At 51.3% G+C, this 17256-nt stretch carries 13 protein-coding genes; 4 read left to right on the forward strand and 9 right to left on the reverse strand.

The annotated features are described in order from the left end of the window. Positions 1-120: 120 nt before the first annotated feature. From ACN0YN_RS08140 to fae, 7 genes are all read right to left on the reverse strand, one after another. Positions 121-1095, reverse strand: coding sequence for a beta-ribofuranosylaminobenzene 5'-phosphate synthase family protein (locus tag ACN0YN_RS08140; RefSeq protein WP_417384508.1), 975 nt, complete (start codon positions 1093-1095; stop codon positions 121-123). Positions 1096-1143: 48 nt separating this feature from the next. Next, positions 1144-1719, reverse strand: coding sequence for a DUF447 domain-containing protein (locus ACN0YN_RS08145; RefSeq protein WP_417384509.1), 576 nt, complete (start codon positions 1717-1719; stop codon positions 1144-1146). Between the two features lie 151 nt (positions 1720-1870). Next, a complete protein-coding gene (locus ACN0YN_RS08150) occupies positions 1871-4402 on the reverse strand; it encodes a BamA/OMP85 family outer membrane protein (RefSeq protein ID WP_417384510.1) in 2532 nt (843 codons plus the stop codon). Positions 4403-4869: 467 nt separating this feature from the next. Next, positions 4870-5472: a hypothetical protein gene (locus ACN0YN_RS08155; RefSeq protein ID WP_417384511.1), complete on the reverse strand. Its 603-nt coding sequence runs from the start codon at positions 5470-5472 to the stop codon at positions 4870-4872. Further along, complete coding sequence (locus ACN0YN_RS08160) at positions 5469-6062, reverse strand: RNA polymerase sigma factor (RefSeq protein WP_417384512.1); 594 nt, start codon at positions 6060-6062, stop codon at positions 5469-5471. Before ACN0YN_RS08160 ends, ACN0YN_RS08155 begins: the two co-directional genes overlap by 4 nt. A gap of 145 nt (positions 6063-6207) precedes the next feature. Further along, positions 6208-7071, reverse strand: a complete 864-nt coding sequence (locus ACN0YN_RS08165; protein WP_417384513.1) for an NADP-dependent methylenetetrahydromethanopterin/methylenetetrahydrofolate dehydrogenase — start codon at positions 7069-7071, stop codon at positions 6208-6210. Between the two features lie 104 nt (positions 7072-7175). Continuing rightward, positions 7176-7673 carry a formaldehyde-activating enzyme gene (gene fae / locus ACN0YN_RS08170; RefSeq protein WP_417384514.1) on the reverse strand — a complete coding sequence of 166 codons (498 nt, stop codon included), beginning with the start codon at positions 7671-7673 and terminating at the stop codon, positions 7176-7178. A 258-nt stretch (positions 7674-7931) separates the two neighbouring features. Between fae and ACN0YN_RS08175 the strand changes: the two genes are divergently transcribed. Both ACN0YN_RS08175 and ACN0YN_RS08180 read left to right on the forward strand, forming a co-directional pair. Then, complete coding sequence (locus ACN0YN_RS08175) at positions 7932-9233, forward strand: ATP-grasp domain-containing protein (protein ID WP_417384515.1); 1302 nt, start codon at positions 7932-7934, stop codon at positions 9231-9233. A gap of 134 nt (positions 9234-9367) precedes the next feature. Further along, positions 9368-10720 carry an enolase C-terminal domain-like protein gene (locus ACN0YN_RS08180; protein WP_417384516.1) on the forward strand — a complete coding sequence of 451 codons (1353 nt, stop codon included), beginning with the start codon at positions 9368-9370 and terminating at the stop codon, positions 10718-10720. A gap of 28 nt (positions 10721-10748) precedes the next feature. On the opposite strand, the gene ACN0YN_RS08185 is transcribed toward ACN0YN_RS08180, so the two are convergent. Next, positions 10749-11444 carry a site-2 protease family protein gene (locus tag ACN0YN_RS08185; RefSeq protein ID WP_417384517.1) on the reverse strand — a complete coding sequence of 232 codons (696 nt, stop codon included), beginning with the start codon at positions 11442-11444 and terminating at the stop codon, positions 10749-10751. 537 nt (positions 11445-11981) lie between these two features. On the opposite strand from ACN0YN_RS08185, the gene ACN0YN_RS08190 reads away from it, so the two are divergent. Together ACN0YN_RS08190 and ACN0YN_RS08195 are read left to right on the forward strand one after the other, a co-directional pair. After that, positions 11982-13262, forward strand: a complete 1281-nt coding sequence (locus ACN0YN_RS08190; RefSeq protein WP_417384518.1) for a reverse transcriptase family protein — start codon at positions 11982-11984, stop codon at positions 13260-13262. A gap of 145 nt (positions 13263-13407) precedes the next feature. Next, the gene (locus ACN0YN_RS08195; RefSeq protein WP_417384519.1) at positions 13408-14175 is read left to right on the forward strand and encodes a DNA topoisomerase I; all 768 of its coding nucleotides are present in this window, start codon (positions 13408-13410) and stop codon (positions 14173-14175) included. Positions 14176-14189: 14 nt separating this feature from the next. Here ACN0YN_RS08195 and topA read toward each other — a convergent pair whose 3' ends face one another. Continuing rightward, positions 14190-16901, reverse strand: a complete 2712-nt coding sequence (gene topA, locus ACN0YN_RS08200; RefSeq protein ID WP_417384520.1) for a type I DNA topoisomerase — start codon at positions 16899-16901, stop codon at positions 14190-14192. Between the last annotated feature and the right edge of the window lie 355 nt (positions 16902-17256).

Raw genomic sequence — 17256 nt, forward strand, 5'->3', positions numbered from 1 at the left:
CTTTTCAGTGTGTTTCGACTTAATCGGGGTCACCATATTATAACAGCCTTCCCCTATAGTCGTAGAATTCCTCTCCGGAATTCAACCTGATTCTGGAACTTCCGCTACAAAAGGCAAAGTTTAGCGGATCTGGTTGATCTGAATTTGCGCCCCTTCGTTCAGGGGATGGACTGTTCTCAATTCACAGAATTCACTGTAACCGTATTCTGTGATTAGACTTGTCACCATTTCGACATCCTGACAGATGATGGACAGGGTCGGCCCCCACGAAGTTTGTGCGATTCCCCGAATTCCCCGGGAAATCAGTCTCTGTTCCAGTTCCGCCATCTGGGGATCCGCGAAGATTCCCCCCTGGGCGGGTCGAAAAAATTCGCCAACCACGTGCCCGAATTCGGTCAGACCCGCTGTAAATTCTTCGAAATCATGGGTCTGGACAGCGGGTGCCAGCCGCATCAGCGCCAGGCGGCAGAGTTTTTCGGTGGTCGCTGTGGGCATGGGGCCCAGCTGCTGCATGGCATCGGCTTCAATGTAACCTGAGATTCCCGCACGATTTTCGGGAGTCACCAGGAGGATCTGCCAGTCTTCAGGGAAATCAGAGCGGACCACCAGCGGACTGATCTCATCTGCAGACTGCTTGCCTCCTTCAATCAGGAAGCCACCTGTTGTAAATCCATGAATGCCCAGAGCCGAGCGGGCACCGCGCTGAACCCGCTGTGCCAGTTCTACAGCGGTCAATGCAGGTTCTTCAGACAACGATGCCAGTGCCTGCGCGACAGCCAGACTCAACTGTGTCCCGGAACCGAACCCGCAGTGCTGGGGGATTTCCGATTGCAGTTCCAGTTCATAGAACCGATCCTGATACAGATCGGGACACTCCCTGCGGATCGCAGCAAGTGCTTCGCTGATTTTTTCGTTACTACCAGGGCTGCCCTTTACACTGTCTGAACTGCCAGTTGATTCTGTGACCGAGAGTTTCAGTTGCGGCTCCTGGATCATCAGACCAATGCCGCCAAACTCGCGTCCCACTTGAGGAGCGAGGGAGAGTAACCCCCAATGCAGACGACTTCCCGTCGTGATGTTCACTTCACGCGACATGACAGATTCAGTTTCAGACTGAGTGAGTTCGATTAAAAAACAGTGGTTTCATGACTGCGTTTCAGCATACGCTTTTGAAATGAATTCTTCCAGTAAACGGAACGCCGTCTGTTCATCTGGTCCCGCTGTTTTTCTGACAATTTCAGCCAGCGCCTGATATTGTGCCAGCAGTTCCCCCTGTGCAATCAGATGTGTACGGGTAGCAAGAATGGCTGCTTCCAGGACTGCATGCTTCGCGCGATTCAAACCGAAATAATCGCGTATACGCCCCTGATGGATTACGTTTGCCTGCATGACCGTGCGGGCTTCTGACTCATCAATGGATTCAACCTGAAATTCATACCAGCGACAGGCCGAAGCCAGCACGCGACCGGAGACTTTCTCCGCGGGAAAGGTTTCCGGAATTTCCTGCAGTGTACCGATTGCGGTTTTTGCCAGCAGCAAGACATCGTCGACCACGTGAAAAATGCCACACCGGGTTTCCTTCAGATTGCTGAAGGTGCGCGAGGTCTGAAAAGGGCGCAATACGAGCTGGGTCATTCCCTGATCGACCTGGGGGCCCATGGGAGCGATATTCAGTTCTCCCAGTTCATTTTGACTGGTGACAATTCCTTCCAGAATCATGCCTGCCGCTTCCTGAAGTATTTCGAATTCCAAATAACCGGTGGTCCATCAAGCTTGTATCATAAGCGAGAGTCTGAGACTTTGGAACCAGTGCCGGCTCTGAAAGTGGAACCCGACAGCAGATCAACTCGACAGCAGGTGTTTCAAACCGTTAGCGGGTGAAGCCGACATAGAAACTGAAGACCTGTGTCTGGTCGAATGTTTCTTTCGCCAGTGGCACAGAGAAGTCGAGTGCAACAGGAACAGGTCCCATAGCAGGCACCGTCAATCGCAGACCGGCACCGACGGAGACACGGAACTGGTCTAGAGAGACATCTTCTTCCACGGTACCGAAGTCACTGAAGAAGACCATCTGAATCATTTCGTCGGCCGTAATCGGCACCATGTACTGAGCACTACCCAGGAAGCTCCAGCGACCACCGATGGCGACGCCGTACTGGCGGGGTGTCACACCACGGAATTCGAAACCGCGGAAGGTCTGGAAACCACCGGCATAGTATCGTTCGAAGACAGGGGTATCGGTATCCGTCCAGCCCAGTGAGGCACTCAATGAAAGAATGTGACGTCCGCCACCATCAGGTCGTTTGTAGATGGTAAAGTACTGACTGGCGTTCGTTTCCAGGCGGCTGTAATCGAAATCACCCACAGCCTGCTCGGCAGCAAATTCCAGGATATGTCCTTCAGCAGGCAGGAATGCTGCATCGCGTGTATCATGTGTGGCTGACAGGCGGAATGTGTTGAGCAGATTGTTGCCCACAGATTCTTGCACGATGGGCGGCGTCGGCTGGCGGGGATTTCTGAGGTCAACATTTTCCAGTCGGAATTGACCGTTCACCGACCATTCCTGTGTCAACTGTCGCCCCAGATTGAGTCGCATACCAACACGCTCTTCATCCCAGTCTGTATAGAACCGGGTAAAGTAAAATCCACTGACGCCCAGGCTGAAATTCGTATCCAGGAAATAAGGATCGGTCCAGTTCACCAGATATCGGCTGACCTGATCACCGGGAACGGCTTCTGCACGGAAACGCTGTCCGCCACCGCGCCAGGCGGTACCATCCAGAATGTCTTCCATGCTGCGTGGTGGTCTCAGGATATCGAAGTTTTCTTCCTGCAGTACGATCGAACCGACGACCCCTGCGTCACTGTTTACACCAACGCCGAACATCAGACGGCCGGTACGACTTTCTGAAGCGTACACATCCAGATCGACCCAGCCCGGCTGCTGTTGTGGAAACTCGGTTCCCATGGGATCCCCCAGAGGACTGTTACCGAACAACGGATTCAAAGGTTCGGGAATACCGTTGTCGTAATTCTGACCACGGAACACTTCCTGGGTTCGCTGCTGTTCATGAATGATGCCGTCATCATAAATCACTCCCTGATCAAGCTTCTGATCGAGTTCATAATTCTGACCACGTACGACATCGTCCCGTCGGACCTCGGCCAGTTCGCGCTGGGGATCAACGCGGGTCACATTAATGCGAGGTCCATTCTGTGGTCCGGTCTGGAAGACTTTGTTACCTTCAATGCGCCGTTTACTCTTGGTGATCAGTCGTTGATTCGCCAGATCGCCGGGCGCAACCATCAGGGGATTGGTTAAGACAGAACTTTTGGTTCGAGGGTTGTCCCCGGAGATATGCGGTGTAATTTTGCGGATGCGATAGGGTTTGTCTTCGCTGATCTGATAAACGAGATCGACTTCACCCGGTGCTTCCAGAAAACGGGGAACGGGATTCACTTTGGCAAACAGGTGTCCGAGTTCGCCATATTTGACCGTCAGTTGATCCACATCCTTCGAGAGCGTGCGGCTGTTAAAATACTCGCCGGAAGCCAGTTTGATGTTATCGCGGATTTCATCTTCCGAAAAGATGCGGTTCCCTTCGATCAGGATGTCCCGGATCTTGTAGCGTTTTCCTTCGTTGACGGTATATTCAATCTGAACGTGAGAACGTTCTTTATTGAAACCGATCTTCTCGTCGATTTTCACATCGAAGAAACCCAGGCTGTTGTAATACTGTTTAAGAGCAACCAGATCGTCTTCCACGGTAGAAGGATCAAATTTACCCCCGAAAACCCCCATACCCAATGGTGCTTTTTTGGTAAGAAGCTTTGTTTTCAAGACGCCGTCGCTGACGAATTTGTTACCGCTGAACTTGATACCTGTGACGATGACCTTAGGGCCTTCTTTGATTTCAAAGATGACCTGACGGTCCTCGGGGTCGCCCCCTTTCAGCAGACTGATTTCGGCAAAGCGGTAACCACGTTCGACATACAGCTGTTTAATGCGCTGTACGGATTCCTGATTGGCAGAGACATCAAAAGGGGAACCGACTTTCAAACCAGTGGTTGCTTCCAGTCGTTTGGTCTTCACTTTTTTATTACCACGAAATTCGACCTTTTCTACAATTGGTCGTTCTTTCACTTTGAAAACCAGTACCAGCCCCTGCTCTGTATTTCGATAAACGGGTTGCACACTGGAGAACCAGCGGGTGGCAAACAGCAGTCGAACATCTTCCAGAACCTGATCACGGGTGGCAGGTCGACCGCGTTGAATTTTTGTTTTCTGTAAAATTGCCAGAGCGGGAATCGAGTGATTGCCTTCTACCTGGATATCAAAAATCGGATCATTTAAAGAGAACGATTTCTTAGCTGGTTCCTGAGCGCAGGCTGTATTGATCAACGGAATTATTCCGTTGATACAGTCTCCGAACAATGTAAGCTGTACCAGGATCAGGCATAAAGCCAATCGAAATGCGTTTCCGCATCTGGTGTCAGACAAGACACCTCTTATCATGTCGAATCCAATTGTAATATTTACGAGAAAAGATATGAGGTTCACTCAAATGTGACAGGATGGAATTCACGTTGTTTCAAGCCCTGTGATCTCAGAGAGGATTTGAGAAAAGGGAGTGTCAGACAGGATAGTTGCCCTCAGGTTAATTGTGGGTTGCGTAGAAATAACGGAAAAGCAAAACAGCCGCAAGATGAGTTTTTCATTGACATTCAGAATTACTGAGATCGTTTGAAAAAAACACTCTGCAGAAGATTGCAGCTTGTAAGTCTTACAAAACCGGACGGTTTTTGAGTTGTTTTACGTAAGAATTACAGGCAATGCGGGAGGAATGGCTGTGTGGTTTGCAGGCGAAATTATTCAGCCGTCGACTGCAGGTGGCAGGCGACACAAGACAGAACCACACTGTTGACGGACGATTTTTCCATCCGGGTAGAAGCACCGGCGTTCTCGTCCCGCTGCGCGATCCAGAGACAGGACTGTTTTCCCTGCGGTACTCCAGCTGCGCCGGTGATTGATTTTTCCGGAACGTCCAGCGAAATCCCCCAACCCATCAGAATTCCGGCCATCAGAATCAGGGCGGCGTTCATCAGTCGTTTGTGATTCGACTTGAGAGGAGCAGGCCTGTCTGCCTTCCGGTTGACTCCTGTTTCAGCGGTCAGTCGTGTGGCAGCCTGTTCAGCCATCCGCACCGTTTCGGCTGAGAGAAATGGTTTTCCTGCAGCGGGAAATGCGGGCAGCGCATTATGGTCGGCGGGCTGTTGTAACTCGGAGTAGAGGTCCGTCAATTCATCTGTCTCAGCAGACTCGTCCAGAATCTGCTGGAACGAACTGAGCGCAGGCGCCAGTGTTTCCTGCATCTGCCGACAACGTGGACACAACTGCAGATGCCATTGCAGTTCTTCACACTGATGGTCTGTAGGATGGGTGATCAGTTCAAATGCTTCGTCACAGTTCATGAGACATCTCCTTCCGAAGCTGTATCTTCAGAAAAACGATGAGCCAGTTGAAGCAGCCCGTTTTTCACACGAATTTTTGCTGCCGATAAACTGCAGTCCATTGTTAACGCGATTTCCGTAAATTTCATACCGCCAAAAAAACGTAACCGCAGTGAATCGGCCTGAACTTCAGGCAGTTCTGCGAGATACATCGTCAGCAGTTCAAACTGTTCTGTTTTCAGTACCGCCTGCAGAGGAGTTTCTGAGGAACTGGGTTCCGGTATTACCGTCTCTTCGGAGGTACTGAAAGAAGAACGCACCACTTCACGTGGTTGACGTATCTGTTGTTTATAATGCCGGCGACACAGGTTCAGAAAAATCGTCCAGAGCCATGTCGAAAAGGCAAAGGACGGGTTATAGGAATTCCTGGCAGCAAAAGCTGCGAGAAACGCTTCCTGTACCAGATCTTCCGCGGCGACCTGCCGACCGTATTTACTCCAGGCAAATTTCAAAAGTCGTTCGCGGTAGCGCAGTACCAGCGCGTCGAACAGGAGAAAATCGCCTGCACAAACGCGTTTCATGATCTCGGCATCATTCAGATTTTGATTCATCTGGGTTCGCGGCCATCGGAGAAAACGTCTGGAGAAACACCTGTTTCCATCAGGATTACATTTAATTCGGAAGCTCAATTCTAGCTGCTCTCGATGAGTCAATGCAACCGGAACCTGTCGTTCCGAGGCATTTTGCTGCCAGGAATCAAGACTGTAGTTCGACACCAATCTGATAGATTTCTTCCGTATCGAGCAGCAGATCATTGGATGCAAACAGCTTCTGGATGGCGGCTTTATGAATCTTCATTTTCGTCCCGCCAACACCGATGGCTCCATAACAGAGAATTCCGTCCCGGTCGGTTGCTTTATCCATCACATCGACTTCTTCGATACCCGCAGGGGGAACCGCGTTGAGGTCGATGACCACCTTGAGCTGTTTCATCGGTTTCCAGCAGGCGGCAGGCAGCAGTTTGACTCCGGCGGCTCCGGCGGAAATGATGAGACTGGTATCGTGGTTCGCCGCTTCGATCTGTTTGTGATCTTTGAGTGCCAGCGGTGTCAGCTGTGCCCCTTCGACAATCCGGGCGATCGCATCACAGCTCGCCTGCGCGCGTTCGACGGAGCGAGAAGCAACAATCACCTTTGCGCCCCGTTTTGCCAGCAGTTGGGCGGCTCTTAAACCAACGGGACCGGTTCCTCCCAGCACCAAAGCCGTCGTCTCGGAAAAGTCGAGATGTTTTCCTGCTGCAAGAACCGCAGCGGCTGCGGTTGTGTTGGAACCGTTCGAATCCATCATGACGGAAACCCGCATGGGACCGAAAAAAGTGTCCTGGATTTTCTGAAACAGATTTTCTCCGGAATGTACATCACTGCCACCCACAAAAAGAGCCGTATTGTTTAACTCTTTGGGGCCCCGGGTAAATATTGCGCCATGCACGAGCGGCTCCACATTCACGGGAGAAACATCGCTGTAGCTCATTAATTCATCAACGCCGGCATCCACGGCGACGACTCGGTCAAATGTGCTGGCGTGCGCATCGGTATCCAGTTGAATCAGTATTTTTTTCATGTGAAATCTCAATCACTCTATCAAATCAGAAACGATCCAAAGAAATACCCCTGTTCCGGAAGAACAGGGGTATGTATTCGATTTCGCCATCCCTACTGTCTGGTTCAGCCAGCGTAGAAGGGGTGAGTTGCTTCACTCTTCTTGGCGATCATTTCATCAGCAGAAGGCTCGTTCTTCATAGCACGAGCGATTGCTTCTTTGGTTGCTTCATAATTGTAATCGAAGATTTTCTTATCGTCGTCCGCTTCCCAGTGGATGAAGACGCCACAGACAATAACGAGATCTTCGCATTGATCCTTAGGAATCACGCCGGCTTCAACACTGTCAGCGACGGCTTTCGCGACGGCGTATTGAGCGGGGCCGAACATCTGCACGGCCTGTTTTGCACCTTTGATGGTGACTTTGGTGACCATCACGGTAGCTGGCTTCACTGCCAGGTTTGGTGACAAGACAGCCAGCAGGTTACTATGACCCATTTTCTGGCTGGACAGAGCGTTTGCAAAAGCTGCACCGACAGGACCGGATTTGTCACCAATCAACAAATCGATATGAGCAACTTCATTACCTTCACCCACAAGTGACTCACCGACAAACATTGACATTCTTCGTTCTCCATTTCTTATCAGGTTCACATAGTTATGCTGTTAGCACAATTAAAAACGGATCACGAATACCGCAGTCCAGAAGGGACGGCGAAACAAACTATTCAAGCCTGGTTCACCTTGGATCATTCGTAGCCTCTAACAAGTAATAACAATTTAAGAAGAGGATTGCCAGTAAACCGCTGGTAATCACTCTAAATCCTCATAAAATTGTCGTGTTACACCATCGGTACTCTCTCAGATGCATAGAAAAAAACAGTGAATTTTCCCGCAACAACTTCTGTACTGATCGTCGGCGCCAGTACGCGGGCAGCCGCCTGTTCTGCCATCCGTGCCGGCTTTCAGCCTGTCTGTGCAGATCAGTTTGCAGACCGGGATCTACGCGCTGTCACAGAGGTCATTTTTAAAATTGATGACAGCAATCACTGGCTGGAAGAGATTCTGAAACAGGAACCACAAGACTGGATCTACACCGGCGCACTGGAAAACCGACCGGAACTCATTCAACAGATCAATCAACGTCATACGCTGCTGGGAAACGCAGGAGAATCGCTAGAAAAAGTGCGCGATCCGTTTTTTCTGCAGGAGCTGCTCGCCAGTCAGCCAATCCCACTCGCCCCCTGTCTGCCTGCCGCTGCACAGACTTCCCCTCAGGAACTCTGGCTGTCTAAACCCCGGTTGAGTGCCGCCGGTCAGGGAATCCGTTTTGCAGGGGAACACGCAATCAATCCAGCCGACTCTGCGCTCTATTACCTGCAGCAGTATCAGCCTGGAATCCCTCTGTCTGCCCTGTTTCTTGCTGATCGAGACGGTTGCGTGCTGGTGGGTACTGCGGTGCAATTTATTGGAAACCCGGCCCTGCAGGCTGACGGGTTTCAGTTTTGTGGTGGAATGACATTGTCCCCGGTCCCAGCGGAATGGCGTGATATCCTGGAGAAACTGGGACAAAATGTCGCGCGCGAATGTCAGCTCAGAGGGCTGTTTGGCTGCGATCTGATCTGGAATCCGGACCAGCAACCGGGATTCTGGCTGACCGAAGTAAATCCCCGTTACACTGCTTTGACTGAACTGTTTGAGCAGCTACTTCAGTTGCCTCTGCTGCGGTGGCATTTTGCCGCCTGTCGCTCCCGGGAGGAGTCGCCAATTGCTGCAGAATACTCCGTCGAGGAACTGATCCGATTATTGGAAATCAGAAAGAAACAGCATTTATCACCTGTTTCCAAGGGAATTTTCTATGCATCAACGGATCTGGCTGCCCCTGAACTGGACTTCGAATCTTTTAACGCACAGCAAGCCTGGCAGATTCCCGCTTTCGCGGATATCCCTGATCCGGGAGCTATCATTCCGGCCGGGACTCCTGTCTGCACACTTTTTGGGACAGGCTCTGACCATGAAAGCTGCCTGACTTCACTGGCAGATCAAATTCTCAACTGTCAACGGCAGATTCAGCCAGAGCTGACCAGGGATCTGAACAGGCAGGAAGTCTGTAACATGCTCTGGCCTCGAAAGGAATCGGAAAAACTGTTTTTTTCAGGTTTTTTCTCAAGCAGGAATGTATGACGTTCGTTTCTTGAAGATTGAACTGAATGGTTATAAAATCCAGTTTAGAACTGACGTTCCCGAGGACGACATATAATTCACAGACGAAGATTTCGTCTGGTTTTCACGCAACATGAAGGAATAATTTCGGACCGATGCCCAAGTCAACAGATATCAAAATTGTTGAGGCAAAATTTTCAACTGAAGAAGTCCCCTTCCGGACCCCACTCAAATTTGGTGGCCGGGTCATGGACAGCAGTGTTCTGTTGAATGTGGAAGTCATCGTTGAAACGCGCAATGGAAAACAGGGTATCGGAATCGGCAGTATGCCGGCAGGTAACATCTGGGCCTGGCCATCCGCAACCGTCAGTCCCGAAGAGTCGCTGAAAGCGATGATCGAGTTTCTGGAAGAAGCGGTTGAGATCGCGAATATCTGCCCGGAAGTCGCACACCCGATCGACCTGATGTATCACATCTCGGCCGAATACCATTTCATGGCGAAGAAGCTTTCCAAGCGACTCGGTCTGGCGGAAGAAATTCCTGAACTGGCACAGCTGGTCGCATCGAGCCCACTGGATGCGGCGATCCATGACGGCTTTGGTCGCGCGAACCATATCAACAGCTACAACGGTCTCTCTGCAGAATACATGAGCCACGATCTGGCCGAGTATCTCGACGATCAATTCACAGGGGAATACCTGGATCAGTACACACTGCGCGATCCCAAGCCGACCCTGCCGCTGTACCACCTGGTTGGTGCCTTAGACCCGATTACAGAAGCGGACATCACCGAACGTGTCAACGACGGTCTGCCTGAAACGCTGGGGGAATGGATTAAAGCTGACGGCCTGACGCATCTGAAAATTAAACTCTCCGGCGATAACCTGGACTGGGATATCAGCCGCGTCATCGCTGTCGAAAACGAAGCCGTCAAAGCACAGGGAGAACGCGGACAGGATTCGTGGGTTTACTCGCTCGATTTCAATGAGAAATGTGAGAACGTGGATTACGTACTCGAATTCCTCAACAAAATTCGCGAGCAGACACCGGCTGCCTTCGATCGCGTGCAATACATCGAACAGCCTACCAACCGCGATCTGAAAGCCAACCCCGAAAACAAAATGCACGAAGCAGCCAAAATCAAACCGGTGGTGATCGACGAATCACTGGTCGATTATGAATCGCTGCTGCTGAGTCGCGACCTGGGTTATTCAGGCGTGGCATTGAAAGCCTGCAAGGGACAGACAGAATCATTGTTCCTGGGGGCCGCTGCCCAGAAGTTTGATATGTTCCTCTGCGTGCAGGACCTGACCTGCTGCGGTTATTCATTCCTGCATTCAGCCAGTCTGGCGGCACGTATTCCCACGATTGCTGCGATTGAAGGCAATGGTCGTCAGTACTGTCCCGGCCCGAACAAGAAGTGGAAACGCTCTTATCCCGGCATGTTCAATATCACTGATGGTACCGTGAAAACAGCAGAACTGAACGGTGACGGACTGGGCTTTTAAGCCCGGTTTCGGTTAACGACATCGCATCTTACCAGATATTGTTGCGCTGCTGGTACGCCTGGAAGTTGAAGAACGCGAACAGTGCGAACATGATTCCTGCATAGCGCTGATGGTGTGTGAAGAAATAAGCAGCCAGGCCGCCGGCCACAACCATCGAGATCTGCATCGCCAGTACATCGCCGCGCGAACGTTTCACTGATTTACAGATATCTTCACAGATATGCCCCCCATCCAGCGGCAGCACCGGTGCGAGGTTGATTAAACCCCAGATCAGGTTGATGAACAACAGGTCGTGAATAGCCATGCCGATATAAAATCGAGCCTGTTCACTGAACCCGTCCCAGACACCATATCCGACTGTGATATATCTGAAAAACAGCACGGCCCCATACAGCCCGAATCCAGCCATGGGTCCTGCCGCGGAAATAATGATCGAACGTTGTGTGGTCAGCCCGGAATAAGGCTGATAAATCGCCAGCCCTCCAAAGTGATACAGCACAATCTCGGGGGGCCAGCCAAAATATTTGGCCATGACAGCATGCCCCAGTTCGTGCATCAGGATCGAGACGAAAACGCAGGCAATCCAGATAATCGTGATTTTTGGATCATCGGGATACCAGCCCATGAACGCCGCCATCACCCAGAACAGAGGATGAACGCGCACCGGTATGCCAAACAGGGAAAAACGCAAATCAAATTCGGTGGGAGAGACATTTCCCAGCATCTGCTCAACTTTCTGTTTGTATATCTATCTGTTTCTGACGCAGATCATGCTCTTCAGCAGCAGGATTGCACCAGTTTTCTGTTATCGTGCGAGAATGTGCTCCCATGAATGATCGCACTGTAGCCGGGTCTGTCAATCGAAGCAATTGCAGTTCAGATCCTGAGTTTCAGCGCTGGGTACTGCACGACTGGTCCTTTCAGTTTACTAAACTTTTATCCTGATGGAAAATAGAGGCATTGGCCAGATTCACAAGACTTAACATTGACGCATCTCACGAAAAGGCTACGATTTGCAGACAGAATGGGCAGTGGGTCGCACAAGTTCTGACTCTGACTGAATCTTGACTGATGACTCAGAGTTCTGCGGGGATACCCCGCGGGAGAAGGATTGACCATACGACGACACTTGAAGTGTCGCTACGATAGACGCTTATCGTAGCAACACTTCGTCACAGGATCGGTTGTGCGGCCCGCTGGCCATTTTTTTAGGCATTGCTGATGCCTTCAAATCGAAACGGAATGACTGCAGGTTTTCTCAATGGGTTTATTTGATTTCTTACGACGGATCTTTTTCGGTTCTCCACCGAGCCAGAGCCAGTCTGTCTCGCCAGTCGAATCAACCCCCGTTCCGGAAGAGTCCAGTCCGCGCCAGCCCCGAACCAAAACAAAGCTGGAACCGTTACGCTACAGCAGCCGTCATGCGAGCCGGGTCGAGAATATCGAAGAAGTGTCTTCCCCCCCTTATGAACTGGCGCGCTACGGAGCGCGTACCGGTCATTATTTCGACATGACCAGAGACGGGGATGCGGAAAAACTGGCGCGCAACGAACTGCCTCAGTTCTCTACGCCGGTCGAACTGGCAGAGTGGCTGAATATTCCCCTGGGTAAACTGGCCTGGCTCACGCATCGCTTCACCCAGTTTGATCGACCTGACGAAGAACAGGAATCACATTATATTTATCACTGGAAACCCAAACGCTCCGGGTTTCGCCTGATCGAATCGCCGCGACCGTTTTTAAAAATGGCGCAGCAGCAGATCCTGCAGGAGATCTTAAACCAGATCCCGCTACATTCTGCAGCGCATGGATTCGTGCAGGGCCGGTCTTCTGTAACGAACGCGGCCCCCCACACGGGCAAACGAGTCGTTGTGAAATTCGATCTGGAAAATTTTTATACCAGCGTCAAATTTTCCCGCGTCGTTGCCATCTTTCGCAACCTGGGTTACTGCCGCGAAGCATCACTGTATCTGGCGCGGTTAACAACTTCAGTAATCCCGATGAGCCTGCCCTTCCCGGATGGCAGCCTGCGTCCTTTGATTCCTTACCTGTCGCGTCATCTGCCTCAAGGTGCGCCGACTTCGCCGGCCCTGGCAAACCTGTCTGCCTACTCGCTGGACGTTCGGCTCTCCGGTTTGGCGCGCGCCTTCGATGCCGACTACACACGTTATGCAGACGATCTGACCTTTTCAGGATCGGAACAGTTTCTGCGATCCCTGCGCGTGTTCCTTCCCCTGGTCAATCAGATCATCAAATCAGAACGATTTCAGGTGAACCAGATGAAACGCCGCGTACTGCGAGATAATCAGCAGCAGAAAGTAACCGGCGTCGTCGTTAACGAGCATCCGAATGTGCCGCGCAAAGAATTTGATCTGTTGAAAGCGATTCTCACAAACTGCATTCGACAGGGTCCCGCCACTCAGAACCGCGAAAATCATCCGGATTTTGCCAGTCATCTGCGCGGGCGTGTCGCGTATGTGCAGCAACTCAACCCGAACCGTGGGCAACGTTTACTGCAACTGTATGAACAGATTCGCTGGTAAACCGGCTGCGTCAGATTTACCTTGTCTGACTGGAGCATTTTAAGGCATAATAGATAAACGATTTACGCTCAAGACCCGGATTTCCCGCGGTCTTTTTTAATCCCTGACAGTACCCCCTGCGTTTCCACTGTCAGGAGACAAACTCGTGCCAATACCCTTCGATCAGATAGGAATTATCGTGGGTGGATTTATTCGCATCCTGTTAAAGCCTTTGATGAGATTCTTTATCGGTCTGATTGCCATTCCGATATTCCATCTGATGCTCAACAAGGTGATTCGAGTTCAGGAAATCGATGACGAGCTGGAGAAGGACCTCGAACAATGGTTTCGCGGTTCACTCTTACTGCTGGCAGCGACTGCCAATATGGAGTCGGCGTTATTTGCAGGATGGGTGCCACTTAGCCTGCAGGGAACTGAGCTTTCCATTCTGACAGGACTTCGAATTCTTCTGGCGATCGGTGTGATCGAAGCGATGCCTGACCAGGAACTGTTTTCGATTATTCACCCGGGTCCTCCGCAATTGAAGTTATCGCGCGAATACGGGATCTGGCGCGAGTTAAAAGAAAAATGGCGCGCAATTTTGAAGGGCGTGATCTGCCAGCATATCAATCGTTCCTCACCAGTGTTTGCAATTCTCTGCGCAACGACAGAAGGCACCGTAGGCTGGGTCTGTTACGGCATGGCAATTACACAATATCTGATTATCGGCCTGGTGACTTCGCGAGATCGCGCCCTGGATGTCCTGAGCGAATTTGATCGTAAAGTCACAATGCGACGGCGCGAGCTGATCGAAGAATTTGATCTGGATCAGGAAGAGGTTGATGAAGCAGACCGCAAGCGGTGCGAAGAGATCGAGCAGGAGCAGGTCGAGTCGAAAAATACACAGACCGACGCCTCGAAAGCGTCAGCCTGAATGGAAGTTTGAAGTTATTCTTCTGAGTCTGCTTTCTTAGCGGCTTTTTTCTTCGTTGTTTTTTTCGCTGCTTTCTTTTTTGTAGTCTTCTTTTTGGCAGCCGCTTTTTTTGTTGTCTTTTTGGCGGCTGTTTTTTTAGTGGCCTTCTTCTCTGCCGCCTTCTTCGTGCCTTTCTTTTTCACGCCTTTTTTCGCGGCCTTGGCATCCAGCCATTCGACAGCCTGTTCCAGAGTTACATTTTCGACTTCGTACTCTTTGGGAATCGTTGCGTTAATTTTGCCGTGTTTGACATAAGGCCCGTAGCGACCATCGAAAATACCGATCGGTTCTTCGTCTTCCGGATGTTTACCCAGGTCCCGAATCGGAGTCGGCGCACTTCGCTTGCGCGCCTGTTTGAGCAGCTCGACAGCCCGAGGCAGATCAATGGTCAGGATGTCATCTTCCTTACCCAGTGATTTATAAACTTTATCGTGCAGAACATAAGGACCAAATCGACCGATGCCTGCGTTGACTTTTTTTCCGGTCTCCGGATGCTCGCCCAGTGCGCGAGGCAGTTTCAGATACTTCAACGCGGTTTCAAAATCGATCGTATCGGGATCAACGTTCTTGGGAATACTGACGCGTTTAGGCTTCGGCCCGTCTTCGGTCACATCTCCCAGTTGCAGATACGGACCAAACGGTCCATGCAGTTTATATATGGGTGTGTTTTCCTCAGGGTGCATGCCGAGCGCTTTAGGGCCTTCCGCTTTCAGGCGAATCAATTTTTCCGCCATTTCGTTCGTCAGGTCCGCCGGGGCAATATTATCGGGAATCGAAGCCGAAACCGGTTCTTCATCCGCATCATTAGATACATAAGGTCCATAGCGACCCACACGCACCGCCGACGTGATTCCTTCCAGATCCAGCGTGCAGATTTCCCGCGCGTCAATGGTCTCTTCCTTGGCTTTCACCTGCTCGTCCAGACCTTCTTCGCCACGATAAAACTGGTTCAGATAAGGCAGGCGATCCCCTTCACCGACGGCAATATCATCCAACTCCTGCTCCATGGCAGCGGTGAACTGCAGATCGACCAGGTTCGGGAAAAACTTCTCCAATAGACGTGTGACGGCCAGCGCCGTGAATGTCGGCACCAGCTGACTGCCCGACTTGTTGACGTAGCCACGATCCTGAATCGTGCCGATGATGGAGGCATACGTACTCGGACGCCCTACTCCTTCGCTTTCCAGCTTGCGGACAATGGTTGCTTCCGTGTAACGGGCCGGCGGCTTGGTTTCGTGCTTGAGCGGTTCGACTTCGCTGGCTTCCAGCGCCTGATTCTCTTCCAGCGGAGGCAGCATCGATTCGCTGTCGTCCAATGCGGCTTCGGGATCATCAGAGCCTTCCACGTACGCACGGAAGAAACCGGGAAATTCGACATGACGACCGGTGGCACGAAACTCGGCATTGTCCGCCTGAATCGTAACGGTCTGGAACCGCAGACGGGCTTCTTCCATCTGGGTGGCCATCGTCCGCTTCCAGATCATGGCATACAGTTTGGCCTGTTGCCCGGTGAGGCCGATCTCTTCTACCGTTTTCATCGATTTACCGGCAGGTCGGATCGCTTCGTGTGCTTCCTGTGCCCCTTTGGACTTGGTATCGAAGCGGCGAATTTCCGGACTGAGATAATCTTTGCCGTACAGATCTTCAATCCGTTTCCGCGAAGCAGAGACCGCTTCGTTGGACAGATTGACGCTGTCGGTACGCATATAAGTAATGTGACCATCTTCATACAGCCGCTGAGCGACCTGCATGGTTTCCCGGGCCGACATGTTGAGCTTGCGGTTCCCTTCCTGCTGCAGCGTACTGGTCGTAAACGGAGCAGGCGGCTTACGCGACTGCATGCGCTGTTCAACAGATGTCACAGTCCAGTCTGATTTTTTAACCCGCTCCAGCAGTTCCTCTGCCTGCTGTTCATTGAGCAGCAGGACATCGGATCCCTCTTTGAGTTTACCCGTTGATTCGTCGAAGTCTTTTCCGCTGGCGACCTTTTTGCCGTCCACCGTCATCAGCATCGATTCGAATTCCGCACCTTCGCCGGTCTTCAGCTGGGCTTTCAAATCCCAGTAAGTACCACTTTTAAAGGCGAGGCGTTCCAGTTCGCGCTGGACGAGAATCCGCACGGCGACCGACTGGACGCGACCGGCTGACAAGCCACGGGCAATCTTCTTCCATAGCAGGGGGCTCAATGTAAATCCGTACAGACGGTCCAGTACCCGTCTGGTCTCCTGGGCAGAAACAAGGTTCAGATCGAGGTCGCGCGGGTTGGCGATCGCTTCCTGAATGGCTTCCTCGGTAATTTCCGAGAAAACCATGCGTTTAACGGGGACTTTGGGCTTCAGCAGCTCGGCCAGATGCCAGCCGATACTTTCACCTTCGCGGTCTTCGTCGGTCGCGAGAATGAGCTCTTCAGCATCTTTGAGGGCATCTTTGAGTTCTTTGACCGTCTTTTTCTTCTCTTTGGGGACCAGATAATAAGGTTCGAACTCGGATTCGACATTGACCCCCAGGGTCGCCCATTTATGTTTTTTCTTGAATTCAGAAGGAACATCGGAGGCTTTGGCAGGCAGATCGCGTACGTGGCCCATGCTGGCCAGAACCTTATAATCACTGCCTAAATAGCTGCCGATTTTCTTGGCTTTCGCCGGTGATTCCACGATCACCAGTGCCTTCAGCTTCTTCTTTGCCACCAGACATGCCCTTCCTGAGAACCGACGTCGACCTTGCCTCCAGAGTCCAGCTGGCTACAATACGCGGCTCAATGTTTCCCGTTTATTCTATTTTAGATCTGTTAAATCCGGATCAGTTTGTAAACTTCATTCGGCAATCTCTAACCGTCTTAAAACTCTCTGTCAAGCCTGTATTTATTTTTTCATATGGCTGGCTGTCCCGAAACCGGGTACTTTTCGGCATAGGAACAGACAGGAAACAGCAGGATTCTTTGAGAGAAGACTTTCACGAATGGCCAGAATAAATTACAACACATGAAATCAACGGAAAACTCTTTTCCAATTGGAAGATACGAAAACCAGCGATTACTTCAAT

Origin of the sequence: Gimesia sp., from assembly GCF_048260065.1 — a bacterium.
GTDB lineage: Bacteria > Planctomycetota > Planctomycetia > Planctomycetales > Planctomycetaceae > Gimesia.